The sequence below is a fragment of the Candidatus Methylomirabilota bacterium genome, from assembly GCA_036005065.1.
Classification (GTDB): Bacteria; Methylomirabilota; Methylomirabilia; order Rokubacteriales; family DASRDR01; genus DASYQW01.
Window position 1 is genome coordinate 1 of record DASYQW010000168.1, and the last position, 15,834, is coordinate 15,834.

15 protein-coding genes are annotated in these 15,834 nt (G+C 73.6%); 9 read left to right on the top strand and 6 right to left on the bottom strand.

The features are described 5' to 3' along the window. Positions 1-66: 66 nt before the first annotated feature. From VGW35_12120 to VGW35_12135, 4 genes are read right to left on the bottom strand one after another with little or no spacing between them, the layout of a single operon-like run. A complete protein-coding gene (locus tag VGW35_12120) occupies positions 67-597 on the bottom strand; it encodes a gamma carbonic anhydrase family protein (GenBank protein ID HEV8308405.1) in 531 nt (176 codons plus the stop codon). Positions 598-631: 34 nt separating this feature from the next. Then, complete coding sequence (locus tag VGW35_12125; protein HEV8308406.1) at positions 632-1,618, bottom strand: P1 family peptidase; 987 nt, start codon at positions 1,616-1,618, stop codon at positions 632-634. 15 nt (positions 1,619-1,633) lie between these two features. Next, positions 1,634-2,851 carry a hypothetical protein gene (locus tag VGW35_12130; GenBank protein ID HEV8308407.1) on the bottom strand — a complete coding sequence of 406 codons (1,218 nt, stop codon included), beginning with the start codon at positions 2,849-2,851 and terminating at the stop codon, positions 1,634-1,636. Further along, on the bottom strand, positions 2,845-3,399 hold the full coding sequence (locus VGW35_12135) for a hypothetical protein (protein HEV8308408.1): 555 nt from the start codon (positions 3,397-3,399) through the stop codon (positions 2,845-2,847). Before VGW35_12135 ends, VGW35_12130 begins: the two co-directional genes overlap by 7 nt. Before the next feature lie 103 nt (positions 3,400-3,502). Here VGW35_12135 and VGW35_12140 point away from each other — a divergent pair, with 103 nt between their 5' ends. Next, a complete protein-coding gene (locus tag VGW35_12140) occupies positions 3,503-3,943 on the top strand; it encodes a hypothetical protein (GenBank protein ID HEV8308409.1) in 441 nt (146 codons plus the stop codon). A 320-nt stretch (positions 3,944-4,263) separates the two neighbouring features. Here the strand turns inward: VGW35_12140 and hisC are convergent, their stop codons facing one another. Beyond that, positions 4,264-5,358 carry a histidinol-phosphate transaminase gene (gene hisC / locus VGW35_12145; GenBank protein ID HEV8308410.1) on the bottom strand — a complete coding sequence of 365 codons (1,095 nt, stop codon included), beginning with the start codon at positions 5,356-5,358 and terminating at the stop codon, positions 4,264-4,266. 240 nt (positions 5,359-5,598) lie between these two features. On the opposite strand from hisC, the gene VGW35_12150 reads away from it, so the two are divergent. Genes VGW35_12150 through VGW35_12160 form a run of 3 tightly spaced genes read left to right on the top strand, consistent with a single transcriptional unit; the run spans position 5,599 to position 7,908 of the window. Next, positions 5,599-6,381, top strand: coding sequence for an ABC transporter ATP-binding protein (locus VGW35_12150; GenBank protein HEV8308411.1), 783 nt, complete (start codon positions 5,599-5,601; stop codon positions 6,379-6,381). A gap of 37 nt (positions 6,382-6,418) precedes the next feature. Next, positions 6,419-7,168 carry an ABC transporter permease subunit gene (locus VGW35_12155; GenBank protein ID HEV8308412.1) on the top strand — a complete coding sequence of 250 codons (750 nt, stop codon included), beginning with the start codon at positions 6,419-6,421 and terminating at the stop codon, positions 7,166-7,168. Continuing rightward, positions 7,153-7,908 (top strand): ABC transporter permease subunit, encoded by a 756-nt coding sequence (locus tag VGW35_12160; GenBank protein HEV8308413.1) that lies wholly within the window; start codon positions 7,153-7,155, stop codon positions 7,906-7,908. Before VGW35_12155 ends, VGW35_12160 begins: the two co-directional genes overlap by 16 nt. 135 nt (positions 7,909-8,043) lie before the next feature. On the opposite strand, the gene VGW35_12165 is transcribed toward VGW35_12160, so the two are convergent. Continuing rightward, the gene (locus VGW35_12165; protein HEV8308414.1) at positions 8,044-9,027 is read right to left on the bottom strand and encodes an ABC transporter substrate-binding protein; all 984 of its coding nucleotides are present in this window, start codon (positions 9,025-9,027) and stop codon (positions 8,044-8,046) included. Positions 9,028-9,184: 157 nt separating this feature from the next. Here VGW35_12165 and glnD point away from each other — a divergent pair, with 157 nt between their 5' ends. From glnD to VGW35_12190, 5 genes are read left to right on the top strand one after another with little or no spacing between them, the layout of a single operon-like run. Beyond that, the gene (gene glnD / locus VGW35_12170; GenBank protein ID HEV8308415.1) at positions 9,185-11,908 is read left to right on the top strand and encodes a [protein-PII] uridylyltransferase; all 2,724 of its coding nucleotides are present in this window, start codon (positions 9,185-9,187) and stop codon (positions 11,906-11,908) included. After that, the gene (locus VGW35_12175; protein ID HEV8308416.1) at positions 11,892-12,476 is read left to right on the top strand and encodes a CDP-alcohol phosphatidyltransferase family protein; all 585 of its coding nucleotides are present in this window, start codon (positions 11,892-11,894) and stop codon (positions 12,474-12,476) included. The genes glnD and VGW35_12175 overlap by 17 nt, the downstream gene beginning before the upstream one ends. 33 nt (positions 12,477-12,509) lie before the next feature. Further along, positions 12,510-14,609, top strand: coding sequence for a transglycosylase SLT domain-containing protein (locus VGW35_12180; protein ID HEV8308417.1), 2,100 nt, complete (start codon positions 12,510-12,512; stop codon positions 14,607-14,609). Between the two features lie 6 nt (positions 14,610-14,615). Beyond that, positions 14,616-15,098, top strand: coding sequence for an NYN domain-containing protein (locus VGW35_12185; protein ID HEV8308418.1), 483 nt, complete (start codon positions 14,616-14,618; stop codon positions 15,096-15,098). Positions 15,099-15,116: 18 nt separating this feature from the next. Continuing rightward, positions 15,117-15,833 (top strand): queuosine precursor transporter, encoded by a 717-nt coding sequence (locus VGW35_12190; GenBank protein HEV8308419.1) that lies wholly within the window; start codon positions 15,117-15,119, stop codon positions 15,831-15,833. Position 15,834: the final 1 nt, after the last annotated feature.

Genomic DNA, 15,834 nt, shown 5'->3' on the forward strand with positions numbered 1-15,834 from the left:
CGGGTTGCCGGAAAGGGATGACGCGTCCGGCCATGGGGCCACTCTACCAGACCGCCTCAGGGCGGGCTACTCGGCGAGCAGCGCGACGCCGGCCCGGTGACGGCGGGCGAGCGCCTGATAAGCCGAGGGATTGACCTGGACCCAGCGCTCGGCGGCGGTGCCGCCCAGGGCCCGCTTGACCTCGGCCGGCACCCCCGCCGCCAGCATACCGGGAGGAACCATCATCCCGGCCGGGACGACGGCCCCGGCCGCGACGAGGCTCCGGGCCCCGATCCGGGCGCCGTCGAGGACGATGGCTCCGTTTCCCACCAGGCACTCCTCCTCGAGCGTCGCGGCGTGGATGACGCAGAGGTGGGCCACCGTCGCCCCGGGGCCGATCTCGACGGCCCCGGTCGGGGTCGTGTGGACCACCGCGCCGTCCTGCACGTTGGCGCCTGCCCGCACGAGGATCGGCGAGAAGTCGCCCCGCAGCACGGCGCCGTACCAGATGGACGCGCCCGCCTCCACGCTGACGTCTCCGACGAGGGTCGCGGTCGGGGCGATGAAGGTCTCGGGATGGACGCGCGGGCGTCGTCCTTCGAAGCTGTAGAGGGGCATCGCGGGTCTCCCGTGTTGGGGGTTCGGCCCGGGCCTAAATCGGTGTGGCGTCCTGGCCGGCGGAGATGTCGCGCCAGGCGGGAAGCCCGCCGAGCGCGGTCGCCGCCTGCACGCCGCGTGCGATGGCTTCGGCGACGCACTCGGCCGCGGCCAGACCGAGGCCGTCGAGCGGCTCGGGCGTCGCGACTCCGGTCGCCAGACAGAAGAGGGTGTCCCCGTCGACGGTAGTGTGAGTCGGGGAGAGGCTGGCGGCGAGCCCCAGGTGCGCGATGGCCGCCAGACGGGTCGCCTCGAGCTTGGTCAGGCGCGCATCGGTGCCGAGCACGCCGATGGTCGTGTGGGTCCCGCGGAAACCGGGCACGGGCGCGCCGCCCCGGAGGGCGCGCGCGGTGTCCACGAGGCGGCGCCCGGCCGGCGCGTCCCGCGCTCCGGCCAGGAGTGCGCCGGTCCGGGGATCGCGGACGTCGCCGAAGGCGTTGACGGCCACGAGCGCTCCGACGGTCGCGGCCCCGACACGCCGGCTCGCCGTCCCGAGCCCGCCCTTCATCGCGCACGCCAGGCCGAACAGCTTTCCCACCGACGCGCCGGTCCCCGCCCCCACCGAGCCTTCGACCACCGGGTCGGCCGTGGCGGCCGCGGCGGCCCGCTGCCCCATGGCGCGGTCAGGGCGCGCCCGGGGATCGCCGAGGCCGAGGTCGTAGAGGATCGCGCCGGCGACCAAGGGCACGACGCCGGCCGGCGTCGGGAGCCCGATCCCGCGCGCCTCCAGGTGCGCCATCGCCCCGAATACCGCCTCCAGCCCGAAGGCGCTGCCGCCCGCGAGCACGACGCCGTGGATCTCGCGCGCGAGGTGCCGGGCATCGAGGACGTCGAGTCCCAGCACGCCCGAGGCCCAGCCGCGGATCTCCACCCCGGCGACGGCGCCGCCGGGGCAGAGGATCGCCGTGCAGCCGGTGAGGCCGACGGGATCGGACGCGTGGCCGACGAGGAGTCCGGCGACGTCGGTCAGGGAGCCTGGCACGGCGCCCGGCGCCGCTCAGCCGGAAGCCACGCCGGGCGGGCGCGGCACCCGGCTGACGCGGTCGGCGGGCAGGCGCCCGAGCGCCACCTCGCCGGCGATCTCCAGGCTCCGCTCGACGAGCGCCCGGACGAAGGGAATGCGTCGGGCCGCCCGCTCGGCGTCGGCCAGCGCGAGGGCGACGGCCAGCGCCTGCCGGGCCTCGACGCGCCGACCGGTCTCGAGGAGAACCCAGCTCTGCTCCTCGAGCCGGCGCTGCCAGAGCCGGCGCGCCTCGGGGCCGAGGTGAGTCTCGATTAGCCGGTCGACGAGCGCGGCCCGCCGCTCCTCCTTCACCTGATCGCTCACGACGAGTCGGCTCTCCTTGGCCTGGAGCAGCTCGAGGGCCTCGCTCTGCACGGCGGCCGGGTCGAGGAACCAGCCCGCCATCTCGGAGAGGGCCAGGAGGTCCCCGGAGCCTTCGAGCACCGCCGGGTCGGCGGTGACCTCCCCGGGCGGGAATCCCGCATGGATCGGCGGAGTCTCGGGCGGCTCGGCCGAACCCAACGTGTCGAGCCAGCGGGCGAGCTCGCCGGGAAGCGTCCGGCCCGCTGCCCGGCTCGCGCGGCTGGCCTCGCCGAAGAGCTGAAGCGCCCAGCCGGGAGGCACCTCGACCCAGGGGAGCGGGCTTTCGCCCCGGATCTGCCGGATCCGCTCGTCCAGGCGCTTCTTGGCGATCGGACCGCTGGTGAAGTCGAGGACCCCGGCCACATCGTTGAGGACTCCGGACAGGAGCGTCCGCTCGCCGAAGGGTCCCTCGAGGACGAGCCAGCAGCCGCGCGAGCCGGTGCCATCGACGGCCGAGATCCAGGCCTGTCGCAGCATGGGGCGCGGCGGCGCCGCGGCCGGCCGCGGGACCGGCGCGGGCGGCGTGACGCCGGCCTGGCGGAGCCGGTAGAGCGCGCGGCGCACGGCCGTCCGCACGGCCTTGGAGGGCGTGGCGGCCTCGGCGGTGGCGAGCGTGGCGGCCGCCTCCGGTCGCGGCAGGGCCGCCAGCGCCTCGGCCGCCGCGATCGCCCACTCGGGCCGGGCGTCGAGGCAGCGGCGAAGGACCGGGAGGGCCGCCTCGCCGTGCGTCCGGACGAGGAGCCGGAGCGCGCCAGCCAGCTCGGCGGCCGGGATCGTCGTGAGGGCGGCGGCCACCGCCTCGTCGCCGGGGTCCTGGCCGACGAGCGCCTCGAGGGCCGCCGCTACCATTCGGTCAGCAGGCGCACCGTGGGCTGGAGCGCGGCCGGCGCCTCGGCCGGCCGGAGGTAGACCCGTTTCATGTACTGGAGCGCCATCACGTAGTCCTCGAACTCGGCCGACAGGGCGGCGAACAGGCGCGCCTTCGGCGTGAGCGCCGCGCGCTCGAAGTCGGCCACCACCCGGTAGGCGCGCTTGCCTTCGCGCACGTAGAGGCCCAGGCTGGCGCGCCGTTCCACGTACTCGCGGAAGATGCCCAGCATGAAGAGGGTGTAGTCGCCGATGTGCCGCCGGATGTCGCGCTCGCGGAAGGGGTCGAAGTGCGGCTCCTCGAAGCTCCAGGCGCGCTCCACCTCCAGCAGCATCTCGACGACGGAGGCCAGCGGGCGGCCGGCGGTGTCGCGGACCGCATGGAGCTGGTCGGTGCGGGCGAAGCGGGCGAGAAGCTGGGCCAGGTAGTCGGCGACGGGTTCCCCCCCCAGCGTGAGGTCGCCGAGGCTCTTTCGCACGAGGCGGTCGAAGAAGCGCGTGAGGCCGGGCGCGACGGGTGACTCCGGCATCGCCGAGCATGATAGCGCGGAAGGGGGCGCGCCGCCAAGGCTCGGCGAATTTCCTTGGGGATGCCCCGGGCCGGTTCGTAGAATCGCGCCAGAGGAGGTGCGCATGCCGATCCAGCAGGAGCTCAAGCCGCAGACGCCGGAGGAAGAACTCGACGAGCTCTACGAGGAGGAGCCGCGCCGACGCTCGTGGGCGCCGATCCTGAGCGTCGTGCTGGCCCTGGCGGTCATCTTCGTCGGCTACCAGTGGCAGCAGGCCGCGGGGCGCGAGCACACCCTGGCCTCGCAGGCCCACGCGCTGCGCGCGGATGCCGAGACGATGCGCCTTCGCGCGGAGGAAGGCCAGCGGCAAGTCGAGCTGCTCGAGAAGCGGCTGGCCGCGGTGACGGCCGAGAAGACCGCGCTCGGCGAGCGCGTGGCGATCCTCGAGAGGGCGGCGCAGGAGCGGGCCGCGCTCGCGGCGCGCGACGCGGATCGCACGGTCGCGCGCGACAAGATCCGCCCGCGGGCCCGCGCGACCCCGGTCGTCTCGAAGAAGGCCCGCTAGGCCATTTCGGGGGGGTCTCGGAAGACCCCCCCGATGCCCCCCCTCGGTTGCGGCGGCAAGCCGCCGCTCGGAGCGCTGCCCGACGCGACGCGCGCTCGGAGTGAGGTGCCGGGTTACTCCGACAGGGCGCCCACCCCCACCTTTTGGGCTGGGTGGGTGGGCCCGGCGGCAAAGGCCGCCGCTCGGACGCTACTCGACGCATTCAGTGATCGGCGTCATCCGCTGCGGATTACTCCGACACGCTCCTGGAACCCGGAGGACGCGGCCGCCCCGGCGCGGCCGCGGCACGCCCGGCCTGATGGCCAGGCGACGCGCGAGCCTCACCCAGCGAGCGCGACGTCGAGCGCTCCCAGCATCGCGTCGTTCTGGATGGCGGTGCCGATGCTGATCCGGAGGTGTCCCGGGAGACCCACGGCCTCGCCGTCACGCACGAGCACGCCCCGTCCGCGCATCGCCGCCACCACCGGCCCCGCGTCACGCCCGAGCCGCACGATCAGGAAGTTCGCCTCGGTCGGGGCATAGGACAGCCCGCGTTCGCCCAGCGCCGTGTAGAGCCGGCGCTTCTCGGCCCAGACGACCCGTCGGGTCGCCTCCCGATGGGCGGCATCCCCGATCGCCGCGGTGGCGCCCACCTGCGCGAGGCGACCGACGTTGAAGGGCTCCCGGACCCGCTCGAGCGCCGCGATGGTGGTCGGCGAGCCGATCGCGTAGCCGACCCGGAGGCCGGCCAGGCCGGTGATCTTGGAAAAGGTCCGGAGGAGGACGAGCCCGTCCGGCCGCGCCGCGAGCGTTCGGAGCCCATCGGCGACCGCCGGCGGGTCTTCCACGAAATCGATGTACGCCTCGTCGAGAAGGATCAGGACGTGCCCGGGGCAGGCGGCGACGAACCGCTCCCAGTCCCCGCGCCGGAGGGCGATGCCGGTCGGATTGTGCGGGCTCGACAGGCACACGAGCTTGGTCCGCGACGTCACCCGCGCCAGGACGTCGTCGAGGTCGATGGCGTACTCCCGCAGCGGGCTCGGCACGACGGTGGCGCCGGCGAGCAGCGCCGTCGTCGTGTAGGGCTCGAAGGCCGGGTCGGGGACGACGACCTCATCGCCGGGCTCGAGAAGCGCCTTCGCGATGAGGGTCAGGATCTCGTCGCCGCCGTTGCCGAAGAGGAGCTGGGCCGGAGCCAGGCCCAGCGCGGCCGCCACGGCCTCGGCCAGCGCGGGGGCCCCGCCATCGGGATAGAGGTGGATGCGTCCGGCCTCGGCCCGGATCGCCTCCACGGCACGCGGCGACGGGCCCAGCGGGTTCTCGTTCGCAGACAGCCGGACCACCGGCCGGCCCAGCTCGGCCTGGAACCGATCGAGCGGCGGCGGCGGCACGTACGGGGTGATACGAGCGAGCACCGCGCGCCAGCGGGGGGGCATGGCGGTCGGAGTGTACGGAGGCTCCTCGGGGCTGTCAAGGCACTCGTCGCCGCCGATGGCGCGTCGGAATGAACCCGGCCGCCTGCGACCGGCCGTGCGCTGCACCGAGGAGCGCTCCGAGCGCGGGCTTTGCCCGCGGAACCTCCTGGGGGAGGCTTGGGAGGGGGCCCCAACGGGCGAAGCCCGCCCGATCAACGGCCCCCTCCCATGAGGCGATACCTCTCGTGTACCATCCTTGTCATGTCGCGACCCCACATCGAGGTGCGCGATCTCACCAAGCGCTGGGCCACGCGCGATGGCTTCGTCCCGGCGCTCGAGCGGATCTCGCTGAGCGTCGACCCGCAGCAGTTCGTCACCGTGCTCGGACCGTCGGGGTGTGGCAAGTCGACGCTCCTCTCGATCATCGGCGGCCTCGTCGCGCCGGATGCGGGCGAGGTCCGGCTCGACGGCGAGCCGACCCGCCGCCCGGACCCGCGCAAGGTCGCGATGGTCTTCCAGGATCCGGGACTCTTCCCCTGGCGGACCGCCCTCGAGAACGTCGAGTTCGGGCTCGAGCTCCAGGGCATGCCGGCCGGGCGGCGCCGCGAGATCGCCCGCGGGCTCCTCGAGCCGGTCGGGCTCCGCGGCTTCGAGCATCGCTACCCCCGGGAGCTCTCCGGCGGGATGAAGCAGCGCGTGGCCATCGCCCGAGCGCTGGCCCTCGAGTCCCCCATCCTGCTCATGGACGAGCCGTTCGGCGCTCTCGACGAACAGACGCGGCTCCTGATGGGCGAATGGCTGCTCGGCATCTGGGCCAGGACCCGGAAGACGGTCGTCTTCGTGACCCACAGCCTGCAGGAGGCGATCATGCTCTCCCAGCGGGTCGTCGTCATGACCGCCCGGCCGGGACGCATCAAGCGGAGCTTCGAGGTGGCGCTCCCGTGGCCGCGCGATCTCAACAGCCCCGAGGCCACCGCGCTGCGGGCCGCGCTCTGGGACCAGATTCGCGAGGAGTCGATGCGGGCGATGGAGTCGGGCCTGTGAGGCCCCGGGGCGCGGGGCCGCGCGGGTCTGGGCACCCGTGAGGGTGCTGGCGGGACGGGCGGCCGTCCTCCTGGCGATCCTCGGGGTCTGGGAGCTCTGGGCCGGCCGCCAGAACCCGCTGCTCTTCATCCCGCCCTCGAAAGTGCTGCCCGCGCTCAGCCGCGTGGTCCGCCTGGAGACGTATCCGAGCCTGCCCGAGCACCTGTGGCTCACGGTGGTCGAGGTGCTGGTCGCCTATGCCCTCGCCGTCGGCGTCGGCCTCGGGCTCGGCTTCCTGCTCGGGCTCCCGCGGGCCGTCGGCGAGGTCTACGAGCCGATTCTCGCCGCACTCTACGCGATCCCGAGCGTGGTCTGGTATCCCTCGCTCATGCTCTTCTTCGGCCTCGGGCCGGCGTCGAAGATCGCCTTCGGCTTCCTCCTCGGGTTCTTCCCGATCGTGCTGGCCGTGCTGACCGGCATCCGCTCGGTGGACCGCCAGCTCGTGACGGTGGCGCGGGCGCTCGGGGCCGGGACCGGGACGTGCTTCGTCAAGGTGATGCTGCCGGCCATGACCGCGACCTTGCTGGCCGGCCTCCGCGCCGGCCTCGCGCTCACCGTGGTGGGCGTGATCGTCGGCGAGATCCTCGGGGCGCGGGCCGGGCTCGGGTACCTGATCACCTACGCCTATGGCTTTCTGCGCACGGCCGAGTACGCCGCGCTGGCCATCCTCGCGCTGATCCTCGTGATCGCGATCGATGGGGTGGCGGCGCTCGGCGAGGCGCGCGCCCGCCGGTGGGCACGCGGGTGACCCGGCGCGCCCGCTGGCTTGCCCAGCTCGCCTCCCTGGCCATCCTGGTCGCCGGCTGGGAGGCGATCGTCCGGCTCGGCGGCGTGGACCCCCTGTTCGTGCCCGCGCCCTCGGCGGTGGCGCGGGCGCTCGGCGTGATCGGCCCCGAGGCCGGGCGGCTGCTCGGGGAGACCCTCGGCAAGACGGTGGTGGCCTACGTCCTGTCCGTCGGCCTGGGCGTCGGCCTCGGGCTCGTCATCGGGACCGTGCGGTACCTCTACGACGTGCTGAACCCGTTCCTGGTCGCTCTCTACGCCCTCCCGAAGATCCTGGTCCTGCCCTGGATCATGCTCGTCTTCGGACTCGGGACGGCGCCGGCCATCGTGTACGGGACGCTGCAGGGGTTCTTCCCCGTCTGCCTGCTGGTCATCGGCGGCGTCCGCGACATCGATCGCCAGCCCCTCCTCGTCGCGCGCTCGATGGGGGCGACCTCGGGGCAGCTCTACCGGAAGGTCGTCCTGCCGGCCGTCCTGCCCGCCGTGCTGGCCGGGATGCGACTCGGCATCATCTTCTGCCTGCTCGGCGTCCTGGTGGTGGAGATGTTCGGGGGCATCCGGGGGATGGGCTTCCTGCTCACGACGATGGCCAACGCCTTCCGGGCGGCCGAGCTGTTCGCGGCGACCGCCCTCGTCTCGGTCCTCTCCGTGGGCGTCGTGCTGGCCCTGGAGAGCCTGAACCGGCGCCTCAGTCGCTGGCGCTGACGCAGGAGCGCGTCGGAGGCATCAGCGGCCGGTGACCCCCTCGGAATGCATCGACTAGCGTCCGAGCGGCGGCTTTTGCCGCCGCCACGACGGGGGGGGGCATCGGGGGGGTCTTCCGAGACCTCCCGAAGGGACCTACAGCCGGACGGGGGTGAACTCCGTGGTGTAGAGGTCCTGGGTCGGGACCCGTTGCTTCTGCGCCTTGAACTCGAGCAGCGTGGTCTGCATGACCTCGACGGCCTCGACGTTGATGGTGCCGTCGTTCGAGAGGAGCGGGCCCGAGATCTGATGGGCCCGGCTCACGGCCTCCTCGGACCACTGGAGGGTCTTGGCCACGATGGCGAACGCCTCCTTCGGCGACTCCCGGATGAACCGTACGCCCTGGAAGAGGGCCTTGAGGGCTCGGCCGAGCGCCTCGCGGTTCTGCTTGACGTAGTCGTCCGTGCAGTAGCACGACTGGCTGATCCACTTCGGCGTCACGGTGTCCAGGCGCAGCAGCACCCGGGATTTCCCCTGGAGCTCGGTGACCGCGCCCCCGTCGCCCCAGACGTAGGCGTGGATCTCGCCGCGGGCGAGGGCGGCCAGCTGGGCGTCGAGCCCGCCCAGGCCGACGATCTTGACGTCGCGCTCGGGGTCCCAGCCCTGCTGCCGGGCGAGCATGACGGCGAAGATCCAGGTGGTGGCCCCGACGCGGGTCACGCCGATCGACTTGCCCTTGAGCTCGGCCAGCTTGGCGATCCCCGGCGCGACGTTGAAGGTGAAGTGGTTGCCGTCCACGGTGGTGGCGACGAAGCGCACCGGGACGCCCTCGGCACGGAAGACCGGGACGTCGGTGCTGCCGGTGATGCCGATCTGGATCTGGTTGGCGAGGACGGCCTTGACGAGGTCGGGTCCCCCGCGGAAGGGCTGGAACTCGGCGGTCACTCCCTGGGCCTTGAAGTAGCCCTTGTCGAGGGCGATCAGCGTCGGCGCCGTGAGGGAGTAGTCCCCGAGGACGGCGGTGCCGATCTTGACGGTGCCCGTCTGGGCGGCGGCCGGGCGCCGCGGGCCGGCGACGCTGGTGGCGGCGGCGAGCCCGCCGGCGGTGACGCGGAAGAACTGGCGTCGGGAGGTGACCATGGAGCGCGGCTCCTTTCGGCTCGGCGGTGGGCGCGGCTGGGTCGTCCGAGCGGATCATATCGGGGCCGCCGCAGCGTGTCAATCGCCGCGCCAGACGGGCTCGCGCGCGCTTCGCATGTTTGACACCCCCTACCCGGCATGCTAGCGTCAAACCGCGATGACGGAGACGTTTGCCCGTCACCTGCGGAGTGCCGAAGAGGCGCTCGCGCGGAGCTACACCGGCCCCGCCAGCGAGTGGCCCGAACGCCGCCGTCGCCTCCGCCTCGATCTTCTCCGGGAGCATCTCGCCTCGGCCTACGCCGGACTCCGGACCCGGCACGCCGACGGCGCCTCGGGCGAGGAGAGCATCCGGAGCCACGCCGCCTTCATGGACGGGTTGCTGCGGCTCCTCGTCCAGCAGGCTGATCGGGACGCGCGCGCCACCGGGCATCCCCGGACGCCGCTCGTGCTCGTCGCGCTGGGCGGGTACGGGCGGGGGGAGCTTCACCCCTCCTCGGACGTCGACCTCATGCTGATCCACGGCGGCGAGGTCACGCCCTACGTCCAGCGGATGGCCCAGGAGATCCTCTACACGCTCTGGGATCTGGGGCTGCGCGTCGGCCACGCCTGCCGCTCGCTGGCCGACTGTCTCGCGCTCGCGCGAACGGACCTGCCGAGCCGGACCTCGATGCAGGCGGCGCGCCTGCTGGCCGGCGACCGCCGCCTGTTCGCGACCTTCCAGCGGACGCTCGACCAGGAGGTCTACCGGAAGGACTACGGCGAGTTCTTGCGCCAGACCCTCGCCGAGCGCGACGAGCGCTACCGCAAGCACGGCGGCTCGGTCTACGTGCAGGAGCCGAACGTGAAGGAGTCGGCCGGCGGGCTCCGGGACGTTCACACCGCGCTCTGGCTCGCCTTCACCAAGTTCGGCGCCCGCAGCCTCAAGGAGCTGGAGGAAAAGGGCCTCCTGACGCCGAAGGAACGGGGGGCCACGGACGAGGCGCTGACGTTCCTCTGGCGGGTCCGGAACGAGCTGCACTTCCTCGCCGGTACCAAGCAGGACGTGCTCGAGCGCGAGCTCCAGGCGCGGATCGCCGCCAGCTTCGGCTACCGGGACGACGCCCTCCGGCTCGGCGTCGAGTCGTTCATGCGGGACTACTATGGTCACGCCCGGACCATTCACCGGATCTCGGCGCGGCTCATCACCCGGTGCCAGGAAGGCCTCTCCCGCCGGGGCACGGTGGGCCGCCGCGGCCGGCGGGCGGCCCTGGCCGACGGTCTCATCGTGTACGACGGCCGAGTCCACCTGGCCGAAGCCGGCGCGCTCCAGAAGGACCCGGCGCGGATCATGCGGGTCTTCTGGCACGCGCAGCAGCTCGGGTGCGAGCTTGACGCGGACCTCGAGCGCGCCCTCGAGGAGGCGGCGCCCCTCCTGGAGGACGACGCCTGGCGGGCCTCGCCGGAGCTGCGGCGGGTCTTCCTCTCGATCCTCGGGGCCTGGGGCCGGGTGGCCGAAACGCTCCGGCGCATGCACGACACGGGGGTCCTCGGCGCGTATCTTCCCGAGTTCGGCGCGCTCACGTGCCTCGTCCAGTTCGACCACTACCACCGCTACACCGTCGATCAGCACTCGCTGCTGGCGGTGGAGGTGCTGGAGGGCCTCGCCCCGGGGCACGGGCCCGAGTCGGAGGAGCTGGCCCAGACCATCGCCGAGCTGGAGCGTCCGGAGCTCTTGATGATGGGCGTGCTCCTCCACGACATCGGCAAGGCCCTGGGCCCCGGCCACGTCGCCAAGGGCATCCCGCTGATCAAGGCGGTCACGCGCCGTCTGAACCTGGATCCCGACGACGCGGCGGCCGTCGAGTTCCTGGTCCAGCACCACCTCGTGTTCGCGCACGGGGCCGAGCGCCGCGACATCGACGATCCGAAGACCGTGGAGCGGCTGGCCGCCATCGTGCGCTTCCCCGCCTGGCTCACGATGCTCTACCTCCTCACGTGCGCCGACACCCGGGCCGTGGGCCCGGGGGTGTGGAACGCCTGGCGAGGCGCTCTCTTCCGCGAGCTCTACGTCCGGACCCGCACGCGGCTGGCGGGGCGCTACCCCAAACCGCCCCGGCGGGCCGCGGTCGCGCACCGCATCGTCCAGGTCCTCGCCGACGGGAGCTACGCCGGGGCGGCCGCCGCCCACCTTCAGGGGATGTCCGACCGCTACGTGCGGAGGACGTCTCCCCAGCGGATGGCGGCCCACCTCCGGCTCATCGACCGGCTGCGGGACGAGCCGGTGGCCACGGAGCTCTTCCACTACCCGGATCTGGGGGCGTCGGATCTGGTCGTGGTCACGCGCGACGTCCCGGGCCTGTTCTCGCTGATCGCCGGCACCCTGGCCGCGCACGGCGTCAACATCCTGTCGGCCGAGATCGAGACCCGGGCCGACGGTATCGCCGTCGACACGTTCCACGTCAACGACGCCGCCGGGGAGGCGATCCTGGAGGAGCGCCGCTGGGATGCCGTGACCGCCGACCTCGGCCGGGCGCTCCTCGGGGCCGAGTCGGTGGAGAGCCTCTTCGCCGCCCGGCGCGCGGGGCGGGCCCTGGCACCTCGGGGCGACGGACTGGTCCGGGTCACCGTCGACAACTCGCTCTCCGACACCCACACGGTCGTCGAGGTCAAGGCTCCCGATCGGCTCGGTCTGCTCTATCTCATCACCCGGGCGCTCGCGCGAGCGGGGCTCAACATCACGACGGCGAAGATCTCGACCGAGCGCGACCAGGCGCTCGACATCTTCTACGTGACCGACGCGGCGCGGCACAAGGTCGAGGCGCCGGCGCGCATCGCTCACCTGCGCGAGGCCATCCGCCTCGCCCTGGAAGGGGGGGACGGGCTCGGTGCTCGGGCGGTATAAAGAACAGGTCGCTCGGATCGCCGACCCGGTCGCCCGCACGCTTCTCGGGCCCCGCGTCCGCCCGAACCAGCTGACGGTTCTCGGGCTGTTCTGCTCGGCGGTGGCGGCCGTGGCGTTCGCCGCGGATCGCCAGCGGGTGGCCGGACTGCTCCTGGCCCTGGCGGGCCTCCTGGATATCTTCGACGGCTCGCTCGCGCGGGTGTCGGGTCAGGTCTCCCCCTTCGGGGCGTTCCTCGACTCCGTGCTCGATCGCTACTCGGATCTCCTGGTCCTGGCGGGGATCGCCGTCCTCTTCGTCACCCGCAACCAGGTCGGCGCCGTCGTCGCCACCCTGGCGGCGCTGATCGGGACGGTCATGGTGAGCTATACCCGGGCGCGGGCCGAGTCGGTGGGCGTGGAGTGCCGGGTCGGGCTCATGGAGCGCGGCGAGCGGCTGCTGGTCCTGATCGCCGGCGCTCTCTTCGACTTTCTCGTGCCCGCTGTCTGGGTCGTGGCCGTGGGCGCCAACGCCACGGCCGTCCATCGCATCCTGCACACCCAGCGGACGACCCGGAGCATCTTTCGATGAGGCCTCACCGGGGCTCCGCGCTAGACTGAGTCCATGATGGACCGGGCGGCGCTCGTGGCCCTCCTCTGCGGGATCCTCGTCGGCGGGGCGCCGGCGGGCGCTCCGGCGGACTCGCGGCGGCTCGAGCCCGCGCTCGAGCGCTACCGGGAGGCCCACGAGGCGCTGGCCGGCGGCGAGTTCGCCCGGGCGCGGGCGGCCTTCGAGAGCCTGCCCCGGGAGTTCATCCTGGCCGACTACGCGGCCTTCTTCGCGGCGGAGAGCCAGCTCCGGGCCGGGGAGGAGGCCGCGGCCCTCGATCACATCCGCCAGTTCCTCGAGCGGTTCCCCGACTCGACGCTCGTCCCCCAGGCGCTGCTGGCCGCCCACGACACGGCCTTCCGGCTCGGGCGCTGGGCCGAGGCCGAGCGCGAGGCGCGCCGCTTCCTCACGCGGGCCTCGAACCACCCGGAAGCCGGGCGCGTCCTCGTGCGCCTGGCCGAGGCGCGGGCGGCCCAGGGGCTCGTCGCCGAGGCGCTGGCGGATCTCAAGCGCCGGTGGGTCGAGGCCCCCGCCTCGACCTGGGGCGAGGTGGCGCGGGAAGTGCTGGAGGATCTCGCCGCGCTCCACGGCGTGCCCATCCCGCCGCTCAGCGCGGAGGAGCAGCTCCTGCGCGCCCAACGGCTCGCGGACGCCAGCGAGTTCGGCGCAGCGGCGAAGGGGCTGGAGGAGCTCCTCGCCCAGGGGCCCGATCCGGCCATGCGGCATCGGACGCTCGTGCGGCTGGCGCCGGCCCTTGGCCGGCTCCAGCGGGCGCCCGACGGGATCGTGCTCCTCCAGGCGGCCGTCGCCGAACCCGCCACGCCGTGGCGGGCGTCGCTCTTCTATGAGCTGGCCCGTCTCTTCCGGCGGACCAATCAGGCGGCGGCGGCCGTGCCCATCCTCGAGCGACTCCTCGCCGAGCATCCCGACTCGCCGCAGGTGCCCGACGCCTGGCTGGCGCTGGCCCGGACTCAGCTCGACCTCGGAAAGCCGGCCTCGGCGCGCGCCAGCTTCCAGGCGCTCGTCCGGGCCTCCCCCGACAGCGCCGCCGCTGCGTCAGCGCGGTGGGAGCTCGCCTGGCTCGAGTACCGGGCGGGCCGCCTCCGCGAAGCCGCCCTCGCGTTCCGGCAGCTGTCCACCGTCCCGTCCTACCGGCTGGCGGGCCTGTACTGGTCCGCCCGCGCGCTCGACGGGGGCGGCGAGAAAGGCGCGGCGGCCGTGCTCTTCCGGGAGATCGTGAGCCGGGCGCCTCGTACCTACTACGGCCTCCTCGCCGCGCGTCGGCTCCGGGGCGCGCTCCCGACGCCGGTGGCGGCGCCGATCCAGCTCCCCACCGACGGGATCGCCTTGCTCGAGCCGGAGCGGGCGTTCCAGAAGAGCCGGGCCCTCTGGAGGCTCGGCTTCGAGGGCCACGCCCTCGTCGAGCTGGAGACGCTCGGCCGTGATCCGATCGTCGAGGCCGGTCGCGCCTGGGGACTCGCGGTGGCGTTTGCCCAGATCGGCGAAGCGGGCCGGAGTCTCCGGTACCTCCGCCGATCCTTCGGCGGGGCCGCGGACGCCGGCACCCCGGGGCTCCGGGCCGAGTTCTGGCGCCTCTTCTACCCGTTCGGCTACGCCGACCTCGTGAAGGAGGCGGCGCGCCGGGCGGGACTCGAGCCCTTCTTCGTCGCCGCCGTCATCCGGGAGGAGTCCTCGTACGACGCGCGCGCCCGCTCGTGGGTCGGCGCCGTCGGCCTCATGCAGCTCATGCCGGAGACGGCCCGCCTGGTCGCGGCGGATGCCGGTGTCCGCTTCGCCGATCCGGCGGCACTCTGGGAGCCGCCCGTCAACATCGCGCTCGGCACGCATTATCTGGGGCAGCTGCGCACGCGCTTCCCGGAGCCGCTCCTGGTGGCGGCGAGCTACAACGCGGGGCCGCACCGCGTGCAGCGCTGGCTCGCGGAGCGGCGCCTGACGGACCTCGAGGAGTTCGTGGACCAGATCCCCTTCGACGAGACGCGTGCGTTCGTCAAGCGGGTCTACACGAGCTGGCAGCACTACCGCCGCGTCTACGGCGCTCCCGGAGAGCCGCCGCGTCGCGGCGAGGCGGAGGCGATGCCCCGCCTGTCCCGCTGAGGACAGATGGCCGTCCCCGTGGTCGTCGACGGGTACAACCTGCTCTACGCCCGCGGGGAGGCGCCCTCGGCGGCCACCCGAGCGCACCTGGTTCGCGATCTCGTGCGCTGGGCGGAGCGCCGCCGGCGCCGCGTGGTCGTGGTCTTCGACGCCTGGGCCCAGGGTCAGCGGGTCGAGCAGGAGACGACGCACGGCCCCGTCACGGTGTGCTTCACGCGCTACGGCGAGCGCGCGGACGAGCGCATCGTGCGCTGGGTCGCCGGGCGGCCGGAGGCGGTGGTGGTGACCTCCGACCGCGCCGTGCGGCAGGCGGTCCAGCGCCGCGGAGCCGCCGTGCTCGACGCCGAGACGTTCGCCGATCGGCTCACCACCGCGCTGACGCCGCCGGGGGCGAGCCCGGACGGCGAGGACGCCACCGACCGGGACGACGACACGCGCCCGCCGGGTCGCCGGCCGAGCCGGCAGGCCAGCTGGCTGCGTGGCCTGTGAGCCGTCCGGTCACCCCTCGTGATCCTCGTCCCCGGTCTCTACATCGCCTGCGAGCTGGTCGCGAACATCACCGCGGGCAAGCCGGTCGTCCTGGGTCCGGTCGTCGTCCCAGCCGGCGTCTTCGTCTATGCGCTGACCTTCACGCTGCTCGACCTGATCAACGAGCGGCTCGGCAAGCAGGGGGCGCGCCAGGTGATCGCCACCGCGTTCTGCGCCAACCTGCTCCTCGCGGCGTACGCGCAGCTGACCGTGTGGCTGCCGGCGCCGGCCTACTTCGACGGCGGGCCGGCCTTCGCCCGCGTCCTCGGCGCCACGCCGCGCATCGTGGCAGCGAGCCTCCTCGCCTATCTCGGCTCGGCGATGGTCGACGCGGAGATCTTCGCCTGGTGGCGCGTCTCCGTGGGCGGCTTCCGCTGGCTCCGCGTGCTCGTCTCGAACGCGGTGTCGACCGGGGTCGATTCGGTCCTGTTCGTGACGCTGGCCTTCGCCGGCGTGCTGCCGCTCGGGCCGCTGATCGTCGGGCAGTACGCGATCAAGATGGCCGTCACGGTTGTCAGTCTGCCGCTGATCTACGCGGTTCGGGGCACGCCTCCCCCCGGTCGGCTGGGCGCGCGGCCCGGCCGCCAGGCAGATCGAGATCTCACGGCCGGATCCGAGCCTTCCGAGCGCGGGCGGTGCCCGCGCAACCCCCCGGGGGTGGGTCTGGGAGGGGGCCGTCGAGGCCCCCTCCCATGAT